This is a genomic window from Psychrobacillus sp. FSL K6-2836, from assembly GCF_038003085.1.
In the GTDB taxonomy this organism is placed as follows: Bacteria; Bacillota; Bacilli; order Bacillales_A; family Planococcaceae; genus Psychrobacillus.
On the sequence record NZ_JBBOOM010000001.1, the window covers coordinates 3,719,094 to 3,742,899 of the forward strand.

General features: G+C 35.5%; 28 protein-coding genes. 24 read left to right on the plus strand and 4 right to left on the minus strand.

Features of this window, described 5'->3' with window-relative positions:
• The first annotated feature begins 36 nt into the window (after positions 1–36).
• The 7 genes from MKY37_RS17995 (at position 37) to MKY37_RS18025 (ending at position 4,006) form a co-directional block, all read left to right on the plus strand.
• Positions 37–1,029 (plus strand): zinc-dependent alcohol dehydrogenase family protein, encoded by a 993-nt coding sequence (locus tag MKY37_RS17995; protein ID WP_340779094.1) that lies wholly within the window; start codon positions 37–39, stop codon positions 1,027–1,029.
• Positions 1,030–1,089: 60 nt separating this feature from the next.
• Complete coding sequence (locus MKY37_RS18000) at positions 1,090–1,278, plus strand: hypothetical protein (RefSeq protein ID WP_340779096.1); 189 nt, start codon at positions 1,090–1,092, stop codon at positions 1,276–1,278.
• A 33-nt stretch (positions 1,279–1,311) separates the two neighbouring features.
• Entirely contained in the window at positions 1,312–1,596 is a 285-nt protein-coding gene (locus MKY37_RS18005; protein WP_340779098.1) for a hypothetical protein, read from the plus strand.
• An 87-nt stretch (positions 1,597–1,683) separates the two neighbouring features.
• A complete protein-coding gene (locus MKY37_RS18010; RefSeq protein WP_340779099.1) occupies positions 1,684–2,244 on the plus strand; it encodes an AAA family ATPase in 561 nt (186 codons plus the stop codon).
• Positions 2,245–2,315: 71 nt separating this feature from the next.
• Positions 2,316–2,846 carry a cysteine hydrolase family protein gene (locus MKY37_RS18015; protein ID WP_340779974.1) on the plus strand — a complete coding sequence of 177 codons (531 nt, stop codon included), beginning with the start codon at positions 2,316–2,318 and terminating at the stop codon, positions 2,844–2,846.
• Positions 2,847–2,889: 43 nt separating this feature from the next.
• Positions 2,890–3,237 (plus strand): short-chain dehydrogenase, encoded by a 348-nt coding sequence (locus tag MKY37_RS18020; protein ID WP_340779975.1) that lies wholly within the window; start codon positions 2,890–2,892, stop codon positions 3,235–3,237.
• A gap of 115 nt (positions 3,238–3,352) precedes the next feature.
• Positions 3,353–4,006: an HAD family hydrolase gene (locus tag MKY37_RS18025; protein ID WP_340779100.1), complete on the plus strand. Its 654-nt coding sequence runs from the start codon at positions 3,353–3,355 to the stop codon at positions 4,004–4,006.
• Positions 4,007–4,370: 364 nt separating this feature from the next.
• On the opposite strand, the gene MKY37_RS18030 is transcribed toward MKY37_RS18025, so the two are convergent.
• Together MKY37_RS18030 and hisJ are read right to left on the minus strand one after the other, a co-directional pair.
• Positions 4,371–4,850: a GAF domain-containing protein gene (locus MKY37_RS18030; protein WP_340779102.1), complete on the minus strand. Its 480-nt coding sequence runs from the start codon at positions 4,848–4,850 to the stop codon at positions 4,371–4,373.
• A 20-nt stretch (positions 4,851–4,870) separates the two neighbouring features.
• Positions 4,871–5,668 carry a histidinol-phosphatase HisJ gene (hisJ, locus tag MKY37_RS18035; protein WP_340779104.1) on the minus strand — a complete coding sequence of 266 codons (798 nt, stop codon included), beginning with the start codon at positions 5,666–5,668 and terminating at the stop codon, positions 4,871–4,873.
• Between the two features lie 150 nt (positions 5,669–5,818).
• Here hisJ and ezrA point away from each other — a divergent pair, with 150 nt between their 5' ends.
• The 6 genes from ezrA (at position 5,819) to rarD (ending at position 13,436) form a co-directional block, all read left to right on the plus strand.
• Entirely contained in the window at positions 5,819–7,519 is a 1,701-nt protein-coding gene (gene ezrA, locus MKY37_RS18040) for a septation ring formation regulator EzrA (protein WP_340779105.1), read from the plus strand.
• A gap of 118 nt (positions 7,520–7,637) precedes the next feature.
• Positions 7,638–8,771 carry a cysteine desulfurase family protein gene (locus tag MKY37_RS18045; RefSeq protein WP_340779108.1) on the plus strand — a complete coding sequence of 378 codons (1,134 nt, stop codon included), beginning with the start codon at positions 7,638–7,640 and terminating at the stop codon, positions 8,769–8,771.
• Between the two features lie 6 nt (positions 8,772–8,777).
• Positions 8,778–9,980 (plus strand): tRNA uracil 4-sulfurtransferase ThiI, encoded by a 1,203-nt coding sequence (thiI, locus tag MKY37_RS18050; protein ID WP_340779111.1) that lies wholly within the window; start codon positions 8,778–8,780, stop codon positions 9,978–9,980.
• 82 nt (positions 9,981–10,062) lie between these two features.
• Entirely contained in the window at positions 10,063–10,266 is a 204-nt protein-coding gene (locus MKY37_RS18055; protein WP_211894867.1) for an alpha/beta-type small acid-soluble spore protein, read from the plus strand.
• 555 nt (positions 10,267–10,821) lie between these two features.
• A complete protein-coding gene (mbcS, locus tag MKY37_RS18060; RefSeq protein ID WP_340779113.1) occupies positions 10,822–12,399 on the plus strand; it encodes an acyl-CoA synthetase MbcS in 1,578 nt (525 codons plus the stop codon).
• A 131-nt stretch (positions 12,400–12,530) separates the two neighbouring features.
• Positions 12,531–13,436: an EamA family transporter RarD gene (rarD, locus tag MKY37_RS18065; protein ID WP_340779114.1), complete on the plus strand. Its 906-nt coding sequence runs from the start codon at positions 12,531–12,533 to the stop codon at positions 13,434–13,436.
• Positions 13,437–13,546: 110 nt separating this feature from the next.
• Here the strand turns inward: rarD and MKY37_RS18070 are convergent, their stop codons facing one another.
• Positions 13,547–14,347 carry an NAD kinase gene (locus MKY37_RS18070; protein ID WP_340779116.1) on the minus strand — a complete coding sequence of 267 codons (801 nt, stop codon included), beginning with the start codon at positions 14,345–14,347 and terminating at the stop codon, positions 13,547–13,549.
• A 104-nt stretch (positions 14,348–14,451) separates the two neighbouring features.
• Between MKY37_RS18070 and sppA the strand changes: the two genes are divergently transcribed.
• The 7 genes from sppA to MKY37_RS18105 all read left to right on the plus strand — a co-directional run bounded on the left by sppA (position 14,452) and on the right by MKY37_RS18105 (position 20,253).
• Entirely contained in the window at positions 14,452–15,465 is a 1,014-nt protein-coding gene (gene sppA, locus MKY37_RS18075; RefSeq protein WP_340779117.1) for a signal peptide peptidase SppA, read from the plus strand.
• A 12-nt stretch (positions 15,466–15,477) separates the two neighbouring features.
• Positions 15,478–16,056 carry an RDD family protein gene (locus tag MKY37_RS18080; RefSeq protein ID WP_340779118.1) on the plus strand — a complete coding sequence of 193 codons (579 nt, stop codon included), beginning with the start codon at positions 15,478–15,480 and terminating at the stop codon, positions 16,054–16,056.
• A gap of 34 nt (positions 16,057–16,090) precedes the next feature.
• The gene (tpx, locus tag MKY37_RS18085; RefSeq protein WP_340779119.1) at positions 16,091–16,597 is read left to right on the plus strand and encodes a thiol peroxidase; all 507 of its coding nucleotides are present in this window, start codon (positions 16,091–16,093) and stop codon (positions 16,595–16,597) included.
• Between the two features lie 203 nt (positions 16,598–16,800).
• Complete coding sequence (locus tag MKY37_RS18090; protein WP_340779121.1) at positions 16,801–17,730, plus strand: class I SAM-dependent methyltransferase; 930 nt, start codon at positions 16,801–16,803, stop codon at positions 17,728–17,730.
• A 62-nt stretch (positions 17,731–17,792) separates the two neighbouring features.
• Complete coding sequence (locus MKY37_RS18095) at positions 17,793–18,983, plus strand: acetate/propionate family kinase (RefSeq protein WP_340779123.1); 1,191 nt, start codon at positions 17,793–17,795, stop codon at positions 18,981–18,983.
• Between the two features lie 386 nt (positions 18,984–19,369).
• Positions 19,370–19,510 (plus strand): hypothetical protein, encoded by a 141-nt coding sequence (locus MKY37_RS18100; protein ID WP_340779125.1) that lies wholly within the window; start codon positions 19,370–19,372, stop codon positions 19,508–19,510.
• Between the two features lie 209 nt (positions 19,511–19,719).
• Entirely contained in the window at positions 19,720–20,253 is a 534-nt protein-coding gene (locus MKY37_RS18105; protein ID WP_340779127.1) for a hypothetical protein, read from the plus strand.
• Positions 20,254–20,386: 133 nt separating this feature from the next.
• Here the strand turns inward: MKY37_RS18105 and MKY37_RS18110 are convergent, their stop codons facing one another.
• Entirely contained in the window at positions 20,387–20,842 is a 456-nt protein-coding gene (locus MKY37_RS18110; protein WP_340779128.1) for a universal stress protein, read from the minus strand.
• Between the two features lie 226 nt (positions 20,843–21,068).
• Here MKY37_RS18110 and ald point away from each other — a divergent pair, with 226 nt between their 5' ends.
• The 4 genes from ald to MKY37_RS18130 all read left to right on the plus strand — a co-directional run bounded on the left by ald (position 21,069) and on the right by MKY37_RS18130 (position 23,798).
• Positions 21,069–22,184 (plus strand): alanine dehydrogenase, encoded by a 1,116-nt coding sequence (gene ald / locus MKY37_RS18115; protein ID WP_340779130.1) that lies wholly within the window; start codon positions 21,069–21,071, stop codon positions 22,182–22,184.
• 66 nt (positions 22,185–22,250) lie between these two features.
• Positions 22,251–22,607: a fluoride efflux transporter CrcB gene (crcB, locus tag MKY37_RS18120; protein ID WP_340779133.1), complete on the plus strand. Its 357-nt coding sequence runs from the start codon at positions 22,251–22,253 to the stop codon at positions 22,605–22,607.
• Positions 22,604–22,945 carry a fluoride efflux transporter FluC gene (locus tag MKY37_RS18125; RefSeq protein WP_340779134.1) on the plus strand — a complete coding sequence of 114 codons (342 nt, stop codon included), beginning with the start codon at positions 22,604–22,606 and terminating at the stop codon, positions 22,943–22,945. The genes crcB and MKY37_RS18125 overlap by 4 nt, the downstream gene beginning before the upstream one ends.
• A gap of 91 nt (positions 22,946–23,036) precedes the next feature.
• Positions 23,037–23,798, plus strand: coding sequence for a YqjF family protein (locus MKY37_RS18130; protein ID WP_445323055.1), 762 nt, complete (start codon positions 23,037–23,039; stop codon positions 23,796–23,798).
• Positions 23,799–23,806 lie beyond the last annotated feature (8 nt).

The window sequence follows — 23,806 nt, forward strand, 5'->3', positions numbered from 1 at the left end:
GTAAACCTAGATTTATTGAAAGGAGACTATAAAGTTTTGTATGCGAAATGTATTAAGTTCTATGAATTCGGTAGTCCTAAAAATGTTTTGAAAGTTGAGGAGAAAAGGATTGAACTTCCTAAAGAAAATGAAGTCATTGTTCGAATGTTGGCACGACCTATAAACCCTTCAGACTTAATTCCAATAAGAGGGGCTTATTCCCATCGAATTTCGCTACCAAATATTCCGGGTTATGAAGGGATAGGTATTGTAGAGGGGGTTGGTCCTTTAGTTTCTAAAGGTCTTATTGGGAAACGTGTTTTGCCCTTACGCGGGGAAGGCACTTGGCAAGAACTTGTTAAAACATCAGCTGAACTTGCTGTTCCCATACCCGATTCTATTGATGACTTTACGGCATCACAAATGTATATCAATCCAATTACAGCATGGGTAACTTGTACGGAAGTTTTAAACTTAAAACCGAATGACGTTTTGTTAGTTAATGCGTGTGGTTCTTCCATTGGTCATATTTATGCTCAATTATCGAGAATAATAGGTTTTCGATTAATTGCAGTAACTAGAAGTAATAAATATACAGAAGATTTACTCCGTCTTGGCGCATCTTATGTAATTGATACCTCTACTGTTCCACTCTATGAAACAGTTATGGAAATAACAAATGGAATCGGCGCAGATGCTGCTATTGACTCTATTGGAGGCGTATCTGGAAACGAGCTGGCATTTTGTGTACATCCTAATGGCAATTTTTTAACAATCGGTCTTTTATCGGGGATACAAGTAAACTGGGCAGACATTGTAAATAATGCCAAAGTTAATGCTAATATCTTTCATTTGCGGAATTGGAATAATATTGTAACGGCAGATAAATGGCAGAAAACGTTTAGAAGCTTGATAAGGTTAATAGATGACCAAAAGTTAAGCTTGATGAGGGTAGATTCTAAATATGATTTGCTGAATATACATGCTGCTATTGATGATGTTGAGTCTTCTACAGAGAAAAAAGGGAAATTAATCTTAACAAGCTACTAAGTTATTTTTCATTAAATTACATAGTAATTTTGCAGTGTAAAAATATTAGGAAAGCATTCAATGGAATATAGTTTTAGATTGGCTAATGAAAGAGCTTTAGATAGTTTATGCGTTATTAGAAATACTAAGGATTTATTTGTAAGTTATGTATCGAAAATTTTAAAAACTGCTATTTTCTATAATGAAGATGGAACTAGTTATAATAAAACAAATTTGGTTGAACGAGAAAAAACTTATTATGAAAAATAAAGTCAAATTTAGAAAAAGAATTTGGGGTGTATTATGAAACCATTCAGTATAAGTTCAATAGTCTCTATCATTTTAGGGACTCTGTTCTTTGCATTAACTTGGATAGATAAGGATTATTATTTTGAGCCCATTCTGTTTGTAGGAGCTATTTTTTTATTAATTGGAGGTATATTTAGTTTTATAGCTATTTCTAAAAAGGAAAAAGGAAGTTTAAAGTTTATATCAGTTGCTTCTTTTTTTATTATTATATTTTTAGTTACTTGGTTTGAACCATTTCAGATTATTCGAATAATGACTTGGCTTAAAATTATTACATAACAGGCATATGCTTTAATCAGGAGGATTAACGCATTTTGTAGGATTTTGTACTAAAGAGTAGGTCTCTCTATCAAGGAGGAATTTAATATGAAGAAATTTGTTTTTATATTTGGACCACAAGCAGTTGGAAAAATGACTGTCGGACAAGAACTAGCAAAGGTAACAGGCATGAAGTTATTCCATAACCATATGACTATTGATCTGTTAGAGCCACTATTTGGCTTTAGTCCAGAAATGTGGAGATTAACACATCTATTTCGGCAGGAAATATTTAAATCATTTTCAAAAAGTGATAGTAATGGGATGATTTTTACTAAGGTATGGTATTTTGATCAAAAAGAAGATTGGGAAGAAATAGAAAAGATGTGTCAAATCATAGCCGCACAGGGGGCTAATATTTATTTTATTGAATTAGAAGCCAACGTAGCTGAAAGGTTAAAAAGAAATAAGACACCACATAGACTTGAACATAAACCAACTAAAAGAAATATGGAACAATCTGAACAACATTTATTAAGTTCTCTAGAAAGTAACAGGTTGAATTCTAAGAAGGGTGAAATTGACAAGGAAAACTATTTACGGATAGATAACACATATTTGAGTGTAGAAGAAGTAGCCCAAATTATAAAAAAAGAGTTTCAATTATAGTAGTTTATATTAACAAATGAGATGTATTACTGAAATATTTTTTGGTAAGGAGAACAGAGGGAGTGAGTATTTTGACGAAGGAAGCGCTATTAATAATTGACGTTCAAAATGGAATGTTCCAAGTAGGAGAAGAAGTATTCAAAGGGGATAGGTTATTACAAAATTTAAATGGTTTATTAATCCGGGCAAGGTCGATGGAGATACCGATTTTTTATGTACAGCATAATGAAGCCGCTGGGAAACAATTAGAGTATGGAACAAATAGTTGGGAAATCCATTCTTCCATTACTCCAAAAAGTGAAGATATTATCATTCAAAAAACGACTCCAGATTCATTTTTTAATACCTCTTTAGATGAGGAACTGAAGAGACAAGGGATTGAACATTTGATTATTTCAGGCATTCAAACAGAAGTGTGTGTTGACACAACATGTAGAAGAGCTTTTAGTATGGGGTATAAGGTGACTCTAGTTTCAGACACACATAGCACGTGGGATTCCAAAGAACTAACAGCGGGGCAGATCATCAATCATCACAATAGCGTGCTGCGTTGGTTTGCTGATGTTTATCCGAGTAAAGACGTTAAATTTAAATTATTTTAATTTTTCACTAGCGAAACAAGTTAGTACAGAAAAGAGGCGATTAATAATACCTTATCATGAATTCGGAATAGTTGAGGACATTAACATTGAGCAAAATTTTAATAATTATAGTCCTCAAAAGTTTAATTGTATTTCTGTGGATGATGATATTATTAATGACTTATATGAACATTTATCTATCATGAAAACGTATTATCATTCACTTGATCGCCCTGAGTTTGGTTTAGCTAATTGGGGGATCACGATCATTCCACCACAATCACTTTCGTTATTCTATGATGTAGTTGCTTCTTCAAAAATTATTAAAAAATCTATTGAACTTAATGATTTAGCCACAAAAATAAATCAGGCAAAAAAAGAACAGAAATATATGATACATTACGGAATTTAGGATTAGTTTTCATATTTATATAACCTGAGGAAGATATAAAACTTGTTATGGATTTGCAGGAATTAGAAGCTAAACTTTTGAAGCTATTCAGCAATGTTAAAAAGGGGAGAAAACAATGTTGCAGTCACTGATTTTTGATATGGATGGAACTCTATTTCAAACAGATAAAATTTTAGAATTATCACTTGATGACACTTTTAACCATTTACGTTCATTACATAAATGGGATACAGTAACTCCTATTGATAAATACCGTGAAATTATGGGTGTACCTTTACCAAAAGTTTGGGAAGCTTTGTTACCTAATCATTCCAATGAAGAAAGAGAACAAACGGATGCTTATTTTCTGGAAAGATTAGTTGAAAATATAAAAGGTGGGAAAGGTGCTTTATATCCTAATGTAAAGGAAGTTTTCAGTTATTTAAAAGAGAAAAATTGTTCCATTTACATAGCTAGTAATGGTTTAACGGAATATTTAAACGCAATTGTAAGTTATTATAATTTAGATAACTGGGTTACTGAAACTTTTAGTATTCAACAAATACTGACGCTGGATAAAGCAGATTTAGTTAGGACTATTATAAAGAAATATGATATAAAAAAAGCAGCGGTAGTCGGAGACCGTCTATCAGATATAAGTGCGGCTAAAGAAAATGGTTTAATTGCAATTGGGTGTAATTTTGATTTTGCACAAGAAGATGAACTTGCTCAGGCTGATTTGGTAATAGATGACTTAATTGAACTAACTACCATTTTTCCTAAATTGTGAAAAAAGTGTACTACTTGGTAGCTTAAAGGAGAAGGTGGAGGTTTGTATATTTAAACTAGTTTTATTTTTATCGTAGTCATTGCATTCTATGCTATTTCGATTTGGCAATATAAAATCCAACAAAGGCTATCCGTCTATGGCATAAATCGGCGTATATTAAGGAACCAAAAGTAGACGAGGCGGCTGTACGACGTACTTTTATAACAAGAGGTATTTCTTTACGTTAGCTTTTATAGTAATGATTGTTATGACACAGGTTATTTAAAATAGAAGTTATTGCACCATGAATAGCTGTGGTCATAAAATAGATAGTTAAAACAGGAACCAATAAATAAGGGGGACCTTATAAAGGGCCCCCTTATCGTTAAATATGCTTAACCAACACTTGGATAAATTGCTCCAAACCTTCCGAATCCTGCTTTGTGAATCGATCTTTAATAGGGCTATCGATGTCCAAAACTCCTACAAGTTCTCCGTCTTTAACGATGGGAACTACAATTTCGGATTGTGACGCTGCATCACATGCGATATGACCTGGATATGCGTGCACATCTGGGACAATAACTGTTTCTTGTTTTGAAGCAGCTGCTCCGCATACACCTCTATTCAGCGGGATTCTTACACATGCAGGTAATCCTTGGAATGGTCCTAATACTAGCTCTCCATCTTCCATTATATAAAACCCAACCCAATTAATCTGATCAAAAAATTGATTTAATAAGGCGGATGCATTACTGAAATTTGCAATTGCATTTGTCTCTCCAGTTAAAAGAGCGTCTAATTGTTTGGATAACATATTGTAATTTGCTGTTAAATCTTCTGAGTAGGCTGATTTTGTGAACATAATTATTGTCTCCATTCTAACTATAGTAAAGTACTTATTTCGTTGTAAAACTGATGTAAATCTTTTGCTTGATGTGCATCCGATCCAAATACAAGTGGAATCTCGAGTTCCTTCGCTAGCTTTATATAAGGAAGTGGAGGATACGTTTCTAAACAATAAGGCTTAGCTAAACCAGCGCTATTTACATCAAGTTCTAGCTTCTGATGTTTGATTTCATTCAAAATAGCTACTATATCTTCATGGTCTTGAACTTCTTCGCTAAAGGCATGTTGGAATTTGTGTACTAACGTTATATGACCGATTCGATTCGGTTTATAATTTCCAAGATTACTCGTTATTGAATCCATCAGTGTTTTATAATACAATTTATACACAGACATTGGGTTTCCAAGTCGATCGATGAAATCTAAAAATGTAGATTTAGAAAAGTCAATACAAGTATAATCATCTTCGTATTTTATAAAATGAACTGATAAAATAGAGTCATCTAAGTATTTTCCATATGTATTTAAGAAAGAAATAGTATTTTGTTCAAACCCAGTTATAAAATCGATTTCTAAGCCTGTAGAAATAACAATATCTTGGTTATATTCTTTTTTCAACTTTTGTACCTCGTAAATATAAGATTCTAATTGGTTCATGCTCATCCCGCTATCCTTATTCGGTGTTGGGTCTATAAAACCAACAGGTAAGGGTGCGTGCTCCGTAAAGGTAATTGCCCCAAAATCCTTTTGAATAGCTTGTTCAATATACAAATGAAAAGAATCTTCAGTCCCATGTGGACAATAGGGTGTGTGGATATGACCATCCTTTTTCAAAGAAATCAGCCTCCAAATTATAGAAATATAAGATTTTTTAAGATTTAATTGTTTTTCTCTTGTTTTATGAAACAATAACATAAAAAGCATGGTAAGATATAGAGTAACATTGGAAATAGAACTTTTTGAATTTGGAACAGGGGGCTTACAATGAAGTATATCATCCCAGCAGTCATTATACTTTTAGTAATTGCAATTTTTGCATTTATCATAAGACGAAAACATAACGCAGAAATAGAAAGATTAGAACATGAGAAACATCAAATTCAAAACAAACCAATTTTAGAAGAAATGACAAAAGTGAAACAACTTAATATGAATGGGCAAACAGAGGAAATGTTTGAAAGATGGAGAAATGCATGGACAGAGGTAATGGATGTACATATGCCCAAGATTGATGTTCTTTTATTTGATGCGGAAGAAAGTATAGATAGATTTATATTTCCAAAAGCGACAAAAATTGAAAAAGAGATTCAAATATTAATATCCCTTTGTGATAAAAAAATGTCCGAAATATTAAATGAACTCGAAGATCTAATCGGTAGTGAAGAAAAAAATCGTATCGAGATGGAGCAACTAAAAGAGCAGCATCGTGCAGCTAGAAAAACACTTCTAGCTCATCAGCATTCCTTTGGTGCAGCAGTAAATGCGCTGGAGCAAAAGCTAGAATCCTTCATTCCGCAATTTGACGAATTCGATCGTCTAACGGATACGGGAAATTATTTAAGTGCCCGTGAACTTGTTATTACTGTTCAAGATGAAGGGCAAAAATTCTTCCCTAAATTACATGATATTCCAGCAGTTTTATCCGAAATTCAACATAAAATTCCAGCCATAATTCATGAATTACGTAATGGACAAAAAGAAATGGAAGAGAGTTCTTATTACTTGCAGCATCTTGAAATGAATAAAAAATTAGATAGCATTGAAGCGGAACTCATAGAGCTAAAACAAGCAATCATTGAACTAAATGTCGGTAAAACAATTAGTAGAGTAGAAGAGTTAAAAGATGAATTAGACACATTCTATGATATGTTGGAAAAAGAAGTACTTGCAAAAAAATATGTAGATCAATACAAAGAGCAAACGGGTACACGTTTACGAGAAGTAACATCTGTTACACGTGCTGTTAGTGAAGAAGCTGCGTATGTACAGCAAAGCTATCGTCTACCTGAAAAAGAGGCGGAAATTCCACAAAGCTGCTTAAAAGAGTTGGAGGAATTAGAGAAGAAGTATGAATTGCTTTCTAGCCGTGTAGAGGAAGAACAATCTGCATACTCAAGCCTCCAAGAAGAGTTAAATGATATTGCTGAAGAAATTGATCGACTTTACGAAGAACAAGACCGATTTGCTAATCGCTTGAAAAATCTTCGAATTGATGAGAATAGTGCACGTGCAAAACTAGATGAGCTAAAAAGTATGTTACATGATACTGACCGCATGCTACAAAAAGCCAATATACCTGGAATTCCAGAGGATATGGATGTTCGTTTAGAAGAAGCAGAAGAGCATATTTATGTAGCAATGCAAAGCCTTCAGGAAGTGCCACTAAATATGTCGTTAGTAGATAATTATTTAGAAAAAGCAGAGGCGTGTATGGAAGAAGTACATAACAGAGCGAAAGAAATGCTAGAAAATGTTTTACTTACAGAAAAAATTATTCAGTATGGTAACCGCTATCGCGCAAGTCATCCGCAAGTTCACGCAAGACTATTGGAAGCAGAGGAAGCATTTAGACAATTACGTTATTCTAAGGCTTTAGAGGATGCAGCGACGGCAGTGGAAGAGGTAGAGCCAGGTGCTTTAAAGAAGATTGATGCATTAGTGAAAGAAAACGATTTGCGTACATAATCATACGATTAAAAAAAAGTATGAAATTGTAGACGTTTGAAAATCATATTTTGTATACAAATGTGAACCACCTCACTCTGTGACGGTGGTTTTTTTCCGAAAAGGAGAGTTATTGAAAATGATTTATTTTGATAATAGTGCGACGACTAAAGTACATCCTGAGGTACTAAATACATTCGTTACTGTCAACGAAAAATTTTGGGCAAATCCAGCTTCCATTCATACGTTTGGACATCAGACAAATGAATTGTTACAATCTGCTAGAGAACAAATTGCAGATATACTGAAAACTTCGAGTGAAAAAATATTTTTTACATCAGGTGGAACAGAGTCCAATAACCTAGCAATATTTGGTCTAGCTCATAAATATAAGCATCGTGGGAAGCATGTATTAATTTCTGAAATTGAGCATCCTTCTATTTTAGAAGCAGCTAAAAAATTGAGCGAACAAGGATTTGAAGTTGAATGGATTCCTGTAGATACAGAAGGAATCATTTTGTTGGAGTCAGTTAAAAAAAATCTCCGAGATGATACCGTATTGGTAAGTGTCATGCATGTAAATAATGAAACAGGTGCAATACAGCCAATCGAACAACTTTCAAAAATTGTAAGAGAACAAAGTAGAGCACTTATTCATATGGACGCAGTTCAAAGTTTTGGGAAAATGCAGGTTAATTTTAAGAATCTCGATGTTGATGCTATAACTATCTCTTCTCATAAAATACATGGATTAAAGGGTTCAGGATTACTCGCTTTAAAAAAATTCATCGAAATTGAACCGATATTATACGGTGGTGGACAGGAATCGGGTATTCGCAGTGGTACAACTTCTGTACCTTTGGCGGTCTCAACAGCGAAAGCAATGAGACTTGCTATGGAAGATCTAGAAAACAAAGTAGAGAAATTACAAATATGGTCAAATGATTTAGTGGAATTTTTGCAATCTTTCTCTTTTGTTAAAATTATATCGCCATCTAAAAAAGCTCCACATATAATTTCATTTTCGGTACGAAAAATTAAAGGAGAAGTACTGATCAATGCGTTACAGCAACAGGATGTCATTGTTTCGACTAGTAGTGCATGCTCTTCAAGACAAACGAAGACAAGTCATGTACTAAAGTCTATGCACATTTCAGACGATTATATAAAAGGCGTATTGAGAGTAAGCCTTAGTACCATTAATACCCAACAGGAAATAGACCAATTTAAAATTGTGTTCAAGCAAGTAATGAATGTAATAAAAGGAGATTAAATAAGTATGAAGTGGGAAAAAATATTAGTACGTTATGGTGAATTATCCACCAAAGGAAAAAATCGTAAGCAATTTATATCACATTTACGCAATAATATAAGGTTTTCCTTTGTGGATTTGCCTAATATTAAGATTCAAGCCGAAAGAGATCGCATGTTCTTAACATCATCCGATGATTCGGAAATTCATGCGTTAATAGAACGATTGCCTAAAATATTTGGTATTCAATCATTTAGTCCAGTAGCTTCTTGTTCAAAAGATTTAGATGATATTCAAGCAACTGCACTCAAAATTATGGACAGCCTAGAAAGCCAAGATAAAACATTTCGTGTTACCGTAAAACGTTCAGATAAGTTTTTCCCGCTGGACACATATGAGCTGCAAAGCGTGGTAGCAAGCAATGTATTAAGACAATATCCAACTTTAAAAGTTCAAATGAAAAAGCCAGAGATAGATTTACGTATTGAAGTATTAAATGATGCTGTATATATGATGGCACAGGTAATTCCTGGCGCAGGTGGAATGCCTCTTGGTTCAAACGGTCGTTCCTTACTGATGTTATCAGGCGGAATTGATAGCCCTGTTGCTGGATATATGCTTTTGAAACGTGGTGTTCGCCTGGATGCAATTCATTTTCATAGTCCTCCATTTACAAGTGAACGGTCAAAAGAAAAAGTGATGGATCTTGCCAATCAGTTAAGCCACTTTGGTGCAACAGTAAGACTGCATGTTATACCTTTTACAGATATTCAACAAAGTATACAAGCTCAAATACCTGAAAACGTATCAATGACTACTACTAGACGCTTAATGATGAAAATTTCAGATCTCGTTCGTGAAGAAATAGGAGCTTTAGGAATTGTAACTGGCGAGAGCTTAGGCCAAGTTGCAAGCCAGACGTTGGAAAGCTTAACTGCGATTAATGCTGTTACATCAACACCGATCTTCAGACCGCTAATTTCTATGGATAAGTTAGATATTATAGATATTGCCCGGGAAATTGGAACGTACGAAACTTCCATCTTACCTTATGAAGACTGTTGTACTATCTTTACACCATCCTGTCCAAAGACTAAACCGAAGCTTGAAAAAGTGGAATACTACGAGAGCTTTAAGGATTTTGATGAATTAATAACAGAAGCAGTACAAAATAGAGAAGTTCTTTCATTCCCAATGAAAAAGTCGAATGATTTTTCAAATCTACTTTAACAAATGACAAAAAATACCTTTTCTTCTCTGTGTATGAATTAGATGAAAATGAACAATCTAATTTCACAAGGAGGTGAGGAACATGCCAAACAATAATAGCTCAAACCAACTTCTAGTACCAGGTGTAAGACAAGCGCTAGATCAAATGAAATATGAGATCGCTCAAGAGTTTGGAGTACAACTTGGTGGTGAAGCATCATCGCGTGCCAACGGATCCGTAGGCGGAGAAATTACTAAGCGATTAGTTGCCCAAGCCCAACAACAAATGAACGGATTCCAAAAATAAGTAATCATAAAAAACCGGTAGCCTAGGCTATCGGTTTTTTTGATACCTACATCCAGTGTTCTGGAATGGTGAAATGTTGTGCAAAGACTCACGGAAGTTGTGCATTCGAAAAAAAATGCGTATACCAGAGTGAATGATGCGCAAAAGGGAGCGAATGTTGCGAGAACCCACGGCAAAGTTGCGCAATGACTTCTGAAAGTTGCGCATCCCAAAAAAGCTGTGTACCGGAGCGAATGTTGCGCAAACGACGACCAATGTTGCGAGAACCCACGGCAAAGTTGTGCAAAGACTCCCGAACGTTACGCATCCAAAAAAGTCTCACGTACCGAATGTATTTATTCAGCTCTCTGTTTTTGCACATTTTAAGCTGATAATGGAGGAAAGACCTTGCATGCACCACAACATCAAGTTTGTTTGTCTTAATACTACAACATTTATTGGATAAAATTTTCTTTTGGAGTACTTCAATAGAGAAATATCTGAAAGTTGAAACTTTTGTTTACTAAAACTTGTGATTTTCCTCTATAATTAAAACATTGAAAAGGAGGAAGTCAAATGAATAAACAAAATTTAATAGCTCCGGAACATTATAACCTTGTAACAGAATTTGAAAAATTTGCGGTTGATGAAGAAAAATTAGCGTTAATATGGGAATCAGAAGATGGGGAACAGAAAAAAAGTACATACAAGCATTTACTCCAAAGAGCTAACAAAATTGCCAATCTGTTCACCCGTAAAGGCCTCCAAAAAGGTGACGTAGTATTAATAATGGTACCTCGTTTAATCGAAGCGTATGAAATATATATTGCTGCACTAAAAGCAGGTCTTGTTGTAATACCAAGTTCTGAAATGCTTCGTGCAAAGGATATTGAATACCGTTTGACACATAGTGAAGCAAAGGCAATTATTGCATATGAACCATTCCTTGATCAATTTGAAGAAGTACGCAACATAGATGATCAACTATTATTTGTAATCGGCAATAAGAAGGACAATTGGATTTCATTGACGGAAGAAATAAAAGCGGAGTCGGAAGAATTTCAAACAATTGATACATTAAAGGATGACATGGCATTCCTTTCCTACACAAGTGGTACGACTGGAAATCCTAAAGGTGTTGTCCATACACATGGCTGGGCTTTTGCACATTTACGCACTTCTGGACCAAACTGGTTGGCAATTCAAGAGGGAGATGTTGTGTGGGCAACAGCAAGTCCGGGCTGGCAAAAATGGATTTGGAGTCCTTTCTTAGCTACGCTAGGTAGTGGTGCAATCGGCTATGTTTATAACGGGAAGTTTGAACCTAAAACATACCTTAAAATTATACAAGAGAAGAAAGTTAATGTTCTTTGTTGTACGCCTACAGAGTACCGAATCATGGCGAAAGTAGATACATTAAACGAGTATAATCTATCCTCTCTTCATAGTGCTGTTTCTGCAGGGGAGCCGTTGAATAGAGAGGTAATTGAAACTTTTGATAGAGTGTTTGGTCTAGAAGTGCGAGATGGCTACGGCCAAACGGAAAATACGTTACTTGTTGGCACGATGAAGGGCATGGAGGCAAGACCTGGATCCATGGGGAAACCAACTCCAGGAAATACAGTTGATATTATTAATGACCTAGGGCAAATTTGTGCTCCAGGAGAAGTTGGAGATATAGCTGTTCATCTAGAAACACCAGCATTATTTAAAGAATACTTAAAAGATCCTGAAAGAACTTCTATGCAATTTAGAGGAGACTACTATATTACAGGTGACCTTGCGAAAAAAGATGAGGATGGTTACTTCTGGTTTGAAGGTCGAGGAGACGACATTATAATTAGCTCGGGTTACACAATCGGTCCATTTGAAGTAGAAGATGCATTGACAAAACATCCAGCAGTGCAAGAATGCGCTGTAGTTGGAAAACCACATCCTGAAAGAGGAAGCATTGTTAAGGCATTTGTAGTATTACGTGATGCATCAATTATAGGTTCAGAGGAGTTAATAAAAGAACTACAAAATCATGTGAAACAAATAACTGCTCCTTATAAATATCCTAGAGAAATCGAATTTATCGATGTATTACCAAAAACAACATCTGGTAAAATTAGAAGATTAGACTTACGACAAAAAGAACAGAGTAAAAAGTAAGTGTATGAGTTGAAAATTATTCAGAAAACACGGTGAGAAATTATCTCTCCGTGTTTTCTTATTTACTTTAGTAATTTAAAGCAATATAATAGTTTAATATTTCGAGTTACAAAGTAAAAGAGGTGTCATAATTGGGATCGGAAGAAAAACAAGGAATCATATTTGTAGTACTGGCATACGTTTTATGGGGATTCATGCCAATATATTGGAAATTATTAGAGCATGTATCAAGTGATGAAATACTTTCAGGGAGGGTAATTTGGTCATTTATATTTACACTGATGCTAGTAATTGTAGGTAGAAATTTTAAACAGCTTAAAATTGATCTGAAGGATTTATGGGCAAACAAAAAATCTTTCTGGGGGCTTTTTGTAGCTTCCTATCTAATAACAGGAAATTGGTTTACATACATATATGCAGTGAATGCTGGTTTTATCGTACAGACAAGCTTAGGGTATTATATAAATCCGCTACTTTCCATATTACTAGGAATTGTGTTCTTAAAAGAAAGATTATCAAGAGCGCAACAACTCTCTGTGCTACTTGCAGCTGTTGGTGTGATTATTTTAACTGTTTCTTACGGTGGAATTCCGTGGATAGCATTTACGCTCGCTATCACATTTGCCTTATATGGTCTCATCAAGAAAAGTATCAAAATCGATGCGTTACGAGGATTAACGATTGAAACCTTTTTTGTTTTACCTGTTGCGTTAGTCTATTTTGTCTACCTAGTAGTTTCCGATAAAGCAGCATTTTTTACGTCGAATGCACCTACTGTCATCCTCCTAATATTCACAGGTGTTGCAACTGCTGTGCCATTAATATTATTTGCTAAGGGAACGAAAACAATGCCGCTATATATGTCAGGATTTTTTCAGTACATAGCACCTACGATAATGCTGCTAGTAGGGATCTTGTTATACGATGAGGCATTTAGTAAGATAGAATTTCTATCATTTTCATGTATCTGGCTTGCACTGATATTATTTACAGTTTCTAAAATAATGGAAGTAAGAAAAGCTCAAGCGCCTATGTAAGTCAGACAATCGCTGAAATCCTGAAGCGACTAAAGGGGCTAGACGCTGGAACTGGGCAGATAAGAAAAAAACAGATAGTTCCGTTGCAAAACGAAGCTATCTGTTTTGAATTATAAAAACGATCTTTTCACTTTTTCCCAATAACTATTATTCTTCATTTTAACGGTCTTGATGATTTTATCACTTAAACAAATAGATACATTCTCTACATGCTGGATGCTAAGTGCTTCGTTATCTGTGCTCATCGAAGGGTAATCATTCCAGTCCTTATGCAAGCGAAGCTCTAGTGTTCTCTGACCACTTAATATAAAGGATGAACCTAAAGTTCTATATTCATTGCTATTTACAGATGCTATTTCTGCAACTTGAATACATGGAAGCAGAGGGTCAACCACCGCACCATTCAGTGATTTGTTATAACCTGAGCTACCTGTTGGAGTAGAAATTACCATGCCGTCGCCTCGGAAGGACTCAAAATGCTTCTGATCGATTATGATATCTAATACAAATGCTTTAATAATATTCGAGCGAATTGTAAATTCATTTAGACATAAAAACTTCGGGTGATTATTTACCGAAACTTCTAGCAATGGATATTTCCGAACTTGTATATTCTTCGTAAGAACTGCCTCAGCCATAGCATCTATATCATCTGCTAAAAAATCACAGTACATACTGAGTGTATCCGTTGTGGAAATACCAGCATACAAACAATCCTGTCTAAATCCAGTTTTACGAACTGCTTGTAAAAAGGATCCATCCGTACCAATGCTGACGATTATGGATGCAAGCCTGGAGTCTTCAACAACCTTAAAACCATGACTATGTATTGCTTCGGCGATTCTGTCTTTTCTTTGCAAAGATTTTGTGTCATTCTTAGTATATAAATATATTGCGTTTTTGGAGGCCATAAACATTCTCCTTTACTGTTGTATATATTTATTTTACCATTTCGTGAAACATTTAGATATTTTTTACGTATGTAAAGAGAAGTATTAAAGGAGGAATTGTACATATGAATATGAAACGCTGGTTTGCTATTTTAGGAGCATCATTATTATTACTTATTTCGATTTTCGTCAATACCGTTTCAACAGCATTTTCAACAGATTGGACATCGTATTTGGATGAATTTGCATCTGCTTCTAGCTCAGAATTCTTTGAAACCGTTGTAGAAGAAGGAAGTACAAACGAACGAATTGCATTACTTACAGTAGATGGGACAATACAAGATACAGGAAGTGCAAGCTCACTTTTTGCAGCAGAAGGATATAACCATCAATATTTCCTACAGCAATTAGAGCAAGTGAAAGTGGATGATTCGGTTAAAGCAATTGTGTTACAAGTAAATTCACCTGGTGGTGGAGTTGTCGAATCTGCACAAATTTATAAAGAAATTATTGAACTTCAGGAAGAAACTGAAAAGCCAATATATGTTTCGATGGGAAGTATGGCTGCATCGGGCGGTTATTACATTTCGGCTCCTGCAGATAAAATATTTGTAAATAAAGAAACGATGACAGGGTCAATTGGTGTAATCATGCAAAGTGTTAACTATGGTAAATTAGCAGAAAAATATGGCGTGGAATTTGTAACAATTAAATCAGGACCATACAAAGATATTATGAGTCCTACAAGAGAAATGACAGAGGCAGAAAGGGCAATGCTTCAAGAAATGTTAAACGACTCGTATGAGGACTTCGTTGATATTATCGAAAAAGGTAGAAACATGACGGAAGCAGAAGTTAAGAAAGTTGCAGATGGTCGAATATTAAATGGTCGTCAGGCAATCGAAGCTGGATTAGCTGATGACTATGGATTTTTAGAGGATGTCGTTCAAGCTATAAAAACAGACTATAACCTGGAGAATGCAGAAGTATTTGAATATGGTTACTCACAAAGCTTTGCTTCGTTATTTGCGATGAAAGCCCAATCATTCTTAGGTTTAGACATTGAATCCAAGCTTATTGGACAGTTAATCACAGAAAATAGTTCGCCAAAAATGATGTATTTATATGGGAATGAATAAGGAGGGTTTAAGATGAGTGAATTTGTACAATCAGAAGAGCAGCATGTGCAAGCGAACACCTCTGCAACCCAGCAAGTAATTGTTCATCGTACTGCACAATATGGACAGAAGGCTGCAGGCTTTTGGATTCGTTTTTGGGCATATACAGTAGATATTCTCGTTTTAGCATCTATAGGAATGTTATTGATCAAACCTATATTTCGTTTGTTTTCATTCGAGTTAAATAGTCCCGAATGGTATGCACCCTTTACAGTAATCACAGCAGTTATCTTCTATGCGTATTTTGTGTTGATGACAAAACTATGCAGCCAGACGGTTGGAAAGATGATATTTGGCATTCGTGTAATATCGAAAGACGGTGAAAAACTAAAATGGAGTACTGTTATATTTAGAGAGTGGATTGGTCGATTAATATCTATAATTCCATTGAATATTCCTTATTTAGTCGTAGCTTTCACACCTAAAAAGCAAGGTGTACATGATTTTATAGCTGATACATTAGTCGTACATGAAGCAGTGTATGATTTGAAAGAGAAAGTAACATATGAAAATGCTGTTGCAAAAGAGTTGCATGAGCCGAACGTATTCTAGTAAGATGAAGGTATGAAAAAGGAGGCTACATATTATGGCACAAGTAACATTTAAAAATAATCCTGTAACATTAGTTGGTAAAGAAGTGGTTGTTGGGGAAAAGGCACCAAGCTTTACAGTGCTAGCAAATGATTTATCACCCGTTACTCTACAAGATTCAGCTGGTAAAATTCGTTTAATCAGTGTAGTTCCTTCCCTAGATACAGGAGTTTGTTCTACACAAACTAACAAATTTAACTCAGAGGCTGCTAGTTTAGGTGATGATGTAGCAATTTTAACTGTTTCAATGGATTTACCTTTCGCTCAAAAACGTTGGTGTGGGGCTAATGCTGCTGATGCAATCCAAACTTTATCTGATCACCGTGATGCATCATTCGGAGAGTCTTACGGAGTACTTATGCAAGAATTACGTTTATTAGCTCGTTCTGTATTTGTAGTAGATAAAAACGATGTTGTAACTTATGCTGAATATGTTGGAGAAGGAACAGATCATCCAAACTATGAAAAAGCATTAGAAGCAGTAAAAGCATTAACAAAATAAGAAAGCCCAAACGCCTATGTTAGCCGTGAAAAGCGCTGGAAGAATTGCAATAAAGGCGCACTTTGCCTTGCACTTTTGAAGCGTTCGAAGGACTAGGAGTTGGAGCTAGACATATAATGGGTATAAAGGATATACTTTTTATCTATAAAATAAAAGCAAGCCCACTCTGAAGCTATAGAGTGGGTTTTACTATGAGGGATACTATGCACACACATGTTGAACAAATCTTTACATTTATTGATCAAGAAAGCAGTTTTATCGAGAATGAGGCTTTTGCTACATATTTAGAAGGTGTCGTTTATGCACTAGAACTTTGGCTATCTGATAAAAAGAGACCGTCTATTATCGATGCAGATAAAGAACAAATTCGCAAAGCTATTCAATTAGCCATTTTAAAAGGCATGAAGAAATCTGCTCAGGTTAATCATCAAATGACACCAGATGCAATTGGACTATTAGTAAGTTATTTTGTAAAAGAACTGACAAAAAACAAAAAAGAACTATCTATTTTAGACCCTGCACTTGGAACGGGTAATTTATTGTATACTATTATGAATGCATTGCCATCGGAAAACTATGCATTTGGTGTAGAAATTGATGAACTGTTAATCCAATTGGCTGCACAAACTGGTGAACTCCTTACACATGACATTCAATTATTTAGACAGGATGCATTAAAACCTCTTTTAATCGATCCTGTTGATATTGTCGTAAGCGACCTACCAGTTGGATATTATCCAGATGCAGAAACTTCACAGGAATACTTCTTACACAGTACAGAGGAAATGCCGTATGCTCACCATTTGTTTATGGAACAATCGATGAAGCATGTAAAACCAGGTGGCTATCTATTCTTTTTAGTACCAGATACTATATTTGAATCTAAGCAGGCACCAAAACTTCATGAATTCATCAAGGAAAATGGTTGGATTCAAGCAGTCATACAATTTCCAAATTCCATTTTCAAAACAAAGGGACAAGAGAAAAGCCTCTTGATATTACAAAAGAAAAGCGATAATTTGAAGGCACCGAGAGAGGTTCTATTAGCGAAGGTTCCGAATATGATGAACAAAGAAGCGATGGAACTATTTTTGAAAAAGATCGAAATTTGGCAAGAAGAGAATATGAAGTAAGTTGCTTGCTCCTTCTTTGAACGGTACAATTAAAGTACTAGTTCAACGAAGGAGCGTTTTTTATGCCAATAATATTAGCGATAAATGCAGGAAGCTCTTCATTAAAATTCCAAGTTTTTGAAATGGTAGACGAACAGGTAATTGCAAAAGGGTTAATCGAAAGAATTGGTCTAGGTAATCCTATTTTTACAATGACGACAAATGAAGAACGTATTAATATAATTGAACAGGTGGACAATCACGAACAAGCAGTAAAACTATTGATAAATATGCTGATTGAAAAAAATGTAATTCATTCGTTAGATGAAATCCAAGGAGTTGGGCATCGAGTAGTACATGGAGGTGAGGTTTACAGTGATTCTGTTTTAATAAACGAGGAAGTATTAAAGAGCCTCGACGAATTATCTGAGTTAGCTCCACTCCATAATCCAGCAAACATAACTGGTATAAAGGTATTTAAAAAGGAGCTTCCAAATGTCCCAGCTGTAGCTGTTTTTGATACAGCTTTTCATCAAACGATGCCAGAAAGCTCTTATCTATACTCAATTCCTTACGACTACTATGAAAAATACGGTATTAGAAAATATGGTTTTCACGGGACTTCCCATAAGTATGTATCGCAAAGAGCTGCAGTCCTATTAAATAGACAGCTGGAGACAACTCGATTTATATCCTGTCACCTAGGCAATGGGGCAAGTATTGCTGCTATTCATCATGGTAAATCAATCGATACATCCATGGGATTTACGCCACTAGCTGGTGTAACAATGGGAACAAGATCTGGTAATATTGATCCTGCTTTAATCCCTTATTTGATGGAGAAAACAGGCAAAGATGCAGAGGGTATCCTAGATATTCTTAATAAAAAATCGGGAATGCTAGGTGTTTCAGGATTCTCTAGTGATTTAAGAGATATTGTTGGAGAAGCTGCCAAAGGAAACGATCGTGCGCAGCTGGCACTAGACGTATTTGCCGATCGAATTCATAAATACATGGGTTCTTATGCAGCACGTATGAATGGCGTAGATGCAATTATTTTCACAGCGGGTATTGGAGAGAATAGTGAAGTAATACGTGAAAAAGTATTAAAAGGGCTCCAGTTTATGGGAGTGTACATGGATCCAGATTTAAATAAAATAAACGGGAAAGAAACTTTTATTAATTATCCTCATTCTCCAGTAAAAGTTATCGTCATTCCGACAAATGAAGAAATTATGATAGCTAGAGATACGGTGAGAATTGCGAACCTGTGAAGGTGTTCTATAGCTTGACCAAGACTGAATATTTAAAATGGATATAAAAGTGGGGCTGGGACAGAAGTAGAAATTTTTATTGGATAAGGAGAAACCTTTACTAAATAATGGATATTTAATAAAATTGATTGGAATGGAGGGGCGACTCCTACGGGAATAGCGTGACGCCTGAGACTACAGGCTCAGGCCACGCCCGTGGAAAGGGTCCCTGGAATGGAAATCAATTTTGTGCACAGCAAAAAAACAGCATTTTTCTCACAGAGAAAAATGCTGTTTTGGGGTTCTGTCCCATCCTCTTTTACTTTAAAGAAGAGGCAAGGTTTTTGGAAGTAACTATAGAATAGAGGGATAGAGGTAAATTTAAGAGAGATATGAAACACTCTCAGATGTCTAAATGTGAATTTAAAAAGCTTCAGTACTTGGGCAGAAACAAAGGAGGTATTCTAATTCTGTTTCCGATAGAACAAGAAGTAAAAGGAATGCTAAACGTCGGTTTCACTATTATTATGGGGATTGCCGTTTTATAACATTACTCTTCTGGGTAAAAAATAGAAATACAAGTGCTGGCTACTGTTTGATTGTTACACTTTGGATTATTTTCAGGAATAGCATGGATTTTAATTATGTTTTGTTTTATATTAGGGATTTTTAGCTTTTCAAATTTCAAAAAGAATAACGTCTCTTTCCATTATGGTAAGTTTATTACGCAAATTTCAGCGCAGGTAGGGAGTATAATATGAAACCTTTTGTCATTTCTATAGCTGCCGTTTCTGGTGGTGGGAAAACAACTATAGTAAAACAACTAAACGAAAAATTACATAATTCTAAAGCGCTATTCTTTGATACCTATGATTTGGAAGGACCCGAGAACATCATAAGTTGGGTGGATAATGGTGCCAACTATGACGAGTGGAATTTATCCCCTTTCTTAGAGGAATTGGAAATACTACTTTCTGAACGGTTGGACTTTATAATATTAGATTATCCTTTTGCATATAAGCATTCTTTAATAAGTAGATTCATTGATTTAAGTGTATTTATTGATACCCCGTTAGACGTTGCTCTAGTGCGGCGGTTAACTCGAGATTTCCACGGTAATACCACCCAAAATATTTTATCCGATATGGATAACTATGTTTCGGGTGGAAGAAGAGGCTATCTTGAGATGTTAAAAACAATTAAACCAGACTCTGACATAATAGTGGATGGGACTTTGTCAATCTTTGAGATTGCAGATATTATATGTGAGAGGATTATAAGAAGTAAGTAAGAGGAGAGCATATCTAGATAAAATGGTAAATCATTATAGCACTCACTGATTAGAATCTGAGAAACTAGGCAATTCTATCTAATAACAGAAAAAATGGTTGGCCATGAGAAGAATCACGGCCAACCATTTGATATTATACATCTAGTACTTCATCAGTACGAACTACAAGAACATCACAGGAAGCGGAACGCACGATATATTCGGATACGCTGCCGATTAAGAATCTTTCCATTGCATTTAGACCAGTAGCACCACAGATGATTAGATCTGCTTCTACTTTTTTAGCAATGTCTTTAGAAATCATAGTTTTTGGTGAACCGTAGTCTACTACTACATTCACATTTTGTACTCCAGCAGCTAGTGCTTCTTTTTTATATCCACCTAGTAATTCTTCAGCGAAAGTTTGAGCTCTTTCAGCAATCGAACGGTCATACGCCTCGATTGCAGCAAATGAACGAGTATCGATAATGTTTATTAGATTTAATGTTGCATTGTTACGTGCTGCAATAGATACAGATTTTTTAAATGCATATTCGGCTTCTTTCGAACCATCAACAGCCACTAAAATTTGATTGTATTTTAATGTCATTTTAAAAACCTCCTTATTGGTTATATATATAATATTCGAGATTGTTAGACATAATTCCTCCTTTCCCTTCATTTTTATTTAGTCTTATTTGTGAACGCATACATGAGAATATTAAATTATTGCAGTAATTTAAATATATAAATGATAAAATGGATTTGTATGAAATGATGCGATTAAATAATGCGTCATCTTCACAACAACATGGTTTACATAGGAGGATACGAAAATGCGTATAGGGATTCCAAAGGAAACGAAAAACAATGAGAATCGCGTTGCAATGACGCCAGCTGGGGTAGTAAGTTTAACGCATTATAAACATGAGGTTTTTATTGAAACTGGAGCTGGACTTGGGTCAAGCTTTACAGATGAAGACTACATTGTTGCAGGAGCAAAAATTGTACCAACTGCAAAAGAAGCATGGGACCAAGAAATGGTCATGAAAGTAAAGGAACCTACTCATGCGGAATATGACTTAATTCGTGAAGAGTCGATTCTTTTCACTTATTTACATCTAGCTCCTGAGGCAGATTTAACAAAAGTATTACTGGATAAAAAAGTTACAGCAATTGCCTATGAAACAGTTCAATTGCCTAATAATACACTACCATTATTGTCTCCGATGAGTGAAGTTGCCGGTCGTATGGCAACTCAAATTGGTGCACAGTATTTAGAGCAAATTAACGGGGGTAAAGGAATATTACTTGGAGGAGTTCCTGGAGTTCCACGTGCGAAAGTTGCAATCATTGGTGGAGGAATTGCTGGTGCCAATGCTGCTCGAGTTGCAATTGGGATGGGAGCACAAGTTACGATTATCGATTTAAACCCTGATCGTCTTCGCCAATTAGAGGATATCTTTGGCTCAAGCATCCAAACATTAATCTCTAGTCCGTATAATATTGCAGAAGCAGTGAAAGAAGCAGATTTAGTTATTGGATGTGTATTAATACCAGGTGCAAAAGCTCCGAAACTAGTAACAGAGGAAATGATTAAAACGATGTCTTCTGGTTCTGTTGTTATTGATATTGCAATCGACCAAGGTGGGATTTTCGAAACTTCTGATCGTATTACAACACATGATAACCCAACGTATGAAAAGCATGGAGTAGTACATTACGCTGTTGCTAATATGCCTGGAGCAGTTCCAAGAACTTCTACAATGGCGCTTATAAATGCGACAATACCGTATGCGTTACAAATTGCCAATAAAGGATATAAGCAAGCATGTCTAGATAATCTTTCTCTTCAAAAAGGACTTAACACTTTAGCAGGACATGTTACCTTTAAAGCAGTTGCAGAGGCGCAAGACCTACCTTATGTGGATGTAACGACACTTTTAAACTAATATTTTAAAATAGATCACTCAAGGCAATAATGCTTTGGGTGATTTCTGGTTAATGGGGTGATCTTCATGGTGTATATGTACATAGGAATCGCAGGTGCTTTAGGGGCAATTGCTAGATATTCAATAGGTGTTATTATGATATCTGAATCAGGTTTTCCATTCGGTACTTTATTGGTCAATTTGGTTGGATGCTATGCATTGGCTTTTATAACCTCCAGAACTCTACCTTTTTCTAATAAACTGAAGTCTGCCATTGGAACAGGTTTTTTAGGATCTTTTACAACCTTTTCCACGTTTAGCGTAGAAACGATAGCGATGATAGAGAATGAACAAGTTGTTCTTGCAATAATTTATATTACACTTAGTATTGTGGGTGGAATTATAATCAGTAATTTTGGTTGGAAAAATGAGGTGACTAAATGAGTATCCTCTTAATAGGTATTGCAGGATTTATAGGTGCAAATATTCGATATATTGTTTCCGAAAAGGTGAACAAAAGCACAAGCGGTGCATTTCCATGTGGAACCCTTTTAGTAAATCTTGTTGGAGCCTTTTTACTTGGACTGTTGGTCGGTGGTCAAGCAGGAGAAATTTATCTGCTTTTAATTGGCACAGGGCTCCTAGGTTCTATTACAACTTTTTCTACATTGAATAAAGAACTATATACTTTGCAAAAGTATCCCAAAACTTGGCTGATGTATTTTCTAATTACATATGTAGGCGGATTTGTTTTTGCCTATGTTGGATACTTGATATTGTAGTATAAGAAATTAGCGGGTAAGGTAATATAAGAACGGTTGGCATATATGGGTTTATTGTATTTTATTTTATCGGATAGGAGCTAAGTATTTCATGACAGATTATCAAAAATCTAAAAAAGCGAACTGGAATGATGGGCATAGATTATGGCCCTTACCTAACTTACCATGGGTAATGAAGCAAACTTGGAATGATTTACTATTTGCTCATTTTCCGGTTAAATTCGATGTTTTACGCAAACTAGTTCCTGAAGTGTTACCTTTGGATACTTATGATGGTTTGTGTTGGGTCGGGGTAGTTCCGTTTCACATGACTGATATTCGATTGCGTGGATTACCACCTATACCAGGCACTGATAAATTTCCCGAGCTGAATGTTAGAACATATATAACGCTTGATGGAAAACCAGGGGTATACTTTTTTAGTCTAGATGCAACGAATCTTCTTGCAGTAAAAGTAGCTAGAACATTTTATCACCTACCATATGTTCATGCAGATATGAAGGTCGAAAAGCAGGGTGATTTGATTGGATATGAGAGTAGAAGGAAGTGTGGGGAGGCACAGTTCATAGCTGATTATCGTCCAATTTCAGAGCCATATTATGCTGAACGGGGATCATTTGATGAATGGTTAGTCGAACGATATTGTCTTTATACATTGAATTCAAAGGGTATTCCTTTGCGATGTGACATATTGCATCACCCATGGCTGCTTCAACATGCAGAGTCTGAAATAAAAGTGAACACAATGCTCTCTAGTCAGGGGGTTGCTATAGAAAATGATGAACCAATCTTACATTACTCGAAAAAGATCGAAGTACGTATGTGGCCGCTTGTAAAGGCATTTGAAAACTAAAAAAAGCA

What these genes read in the sequence shown, in the direction of transcription:
- MKY37_RS18000 (WP_340779096.1), top strand. Translation starts at nt 1,090, where the DNA reads ATGGAATATAGTTTTAGATTGGCTAATGAAAGAGCTTTAGATAGTTTA.
- MKY37_RS18005 (WP_340779098.1), top strand. Translation starts at nt 1,312, where the DNA reads ATGAAACCATTCAGTATAAGTTCAATAGTCTCTATCATTTTAGGGACT.
- MKY37_RS18010 (WP_340779099.1), top strand. Translation starts at nt 1,684, where the DNA reads ATGAAGAAATTTGTTTTTATATTTGGACCACAAGCAGTTGGAAAAATG.
- MKY37_RS18025 (WP_340779100.1), top strand. Translation starts at nt 3,353, where the DNA reads ATGTTGCAGTCACTGATTTTTGATATGGATGGAACTCTATTTCAAACA.
- MKY37_RS18030 (WP_340779102.1), bottom strand. Translation starts at nt 4,850, where the DNA reads ATGTTCACAAAATCAGCCTACTCAGAAGATTTAACAGCAAATTACAAT.
- ezrA (WP_340779105.1), top strand. Translation starts at nt 5,819, where the DNA reads ATGAAGTATATCATCCCAGCAGTCATTATACTTTTAGTAATTGCAATT.
- MKY37_RS18045 (WP_340779108.1), top strand. Translation starts at nt 7,638, where the DNA reads ATGATTTATTTTGATAATAGTGCGACGACTAAAGTACATCCTGAGGTA.
- thiI (WP_340779111.1), top strand. Translation starts at nt 8,778, where the DNA reads ATGAAGTGGGAAAAAATATTAGTACGTTATGGTGAATTATCCACCAAA.
- MKY37_RS18055 (WP_211894867.1), top strand. Translation starts at nt 10,063, where the DNA reads ATGCCAAACAATAATAGCTCAAACCAACTTCTAGTACCAGGTGTAAGA.
- mbcS (WP_340779113.1), top strand. Translation starts at nt 10,822, where the DNA reads ATGAATAAACAAAATTTAATAGCTCCGGAACATTATAACCTTGTAACA.
- MKY37_RS18070 (WP_340779116.1), bottom strand. Translation starts at nt 14,347, where the DNA reads ATGGCCTCCAAAAACGCAATATATTTATATACTAAGAATGACACAAAA.
- sppA (WP_340779117.1), top strand. Translation starts at nt 14,452, where the DNA reads ATGAATATGAAACGCTGGTTTGCTATTTTAGGAGCATCATTATTATTA.
- MKY37_RS18080 (WP_340779118.1), top strand. Translation starts at nt 15,478, where the DNA reads ATGAGTGAATTTGTACAATCAGAAGAGCAGCATGTGCAAGCGAACACC.
- tpx (WP_340779119.1), top strand. Translation starts at nt 16,091, where the DNA reads ATGGCACAAGTAACATTTAAAAATAATCCTGTAACATTAGTTGGTAAA.
- MKY37_RS18090 (WP_340779121.1), top strand. Translation starts at nt 16,801, where the DNA reads ATGCACACACATGTTGAACAAATCTTTACATTTATTGATCAAGAAAGC.
- MKY37_RS18095 (WP_340779123.1), top strand. Translation starts at nt 17,793, where the DNA reads ATGCCAATAATATTAGCGATAAATGCAGGAAGCTCTTCATTAAAATTC.
- MKY37_RS18100 (WP_340779125.1), top strand. Translation starts at nt 19,370, where the DNA reads ATGTCTAAATGTGAATTTAAAAAGCTTCAGTACTTGGGCAGAAACAAA.
- MKY37_RS18105 (WP_340779127.1), top strand. Translation starts at nt 19,720, where the DNA reads ATGAAACCTTTTGTCATTTCTATAGCTGCCGTTTCTGGTGGTGGGAAA.
- MKY37_RS18110 (WP_340779128.1), bottom strand. Translation starts at nt 20,842, where the DNA reads ATGACATTAAAATACAATCAAATTTTAGTGGCTGTTGATGGTTCGAAA.
- ald (WP_340779130.1), top strand. Translation starts at nt 21,069, where the DNA reads ATGCGTATAGGGATTCCAAAGGAAACGAAAAACAATGAGAATCGCGTT.
- crcB (WP_340779133.1), top strand. Translation starts at nt 22,251, where the DNA reads ATGGTGTATATGTACATAGGAATCGCAGGTGCTTTAGGGGCAATTGCT.
- MKY37_RS18125 (WP_340779134.1), top strand. Translation starts at nt 22,604, where the DNA reads ATGAGTATCCTCTTAATAGGTATTGCAGGATTTATAGGTGCAAATATT.
- MKY37_RS18130 (WP_445323055.1), top strand. Translation starts at nt 23,037, where the DNA reads ATGACAGATTATCAAAAATCTAAAAAAGCGAACTGGAATGATGGGCAT.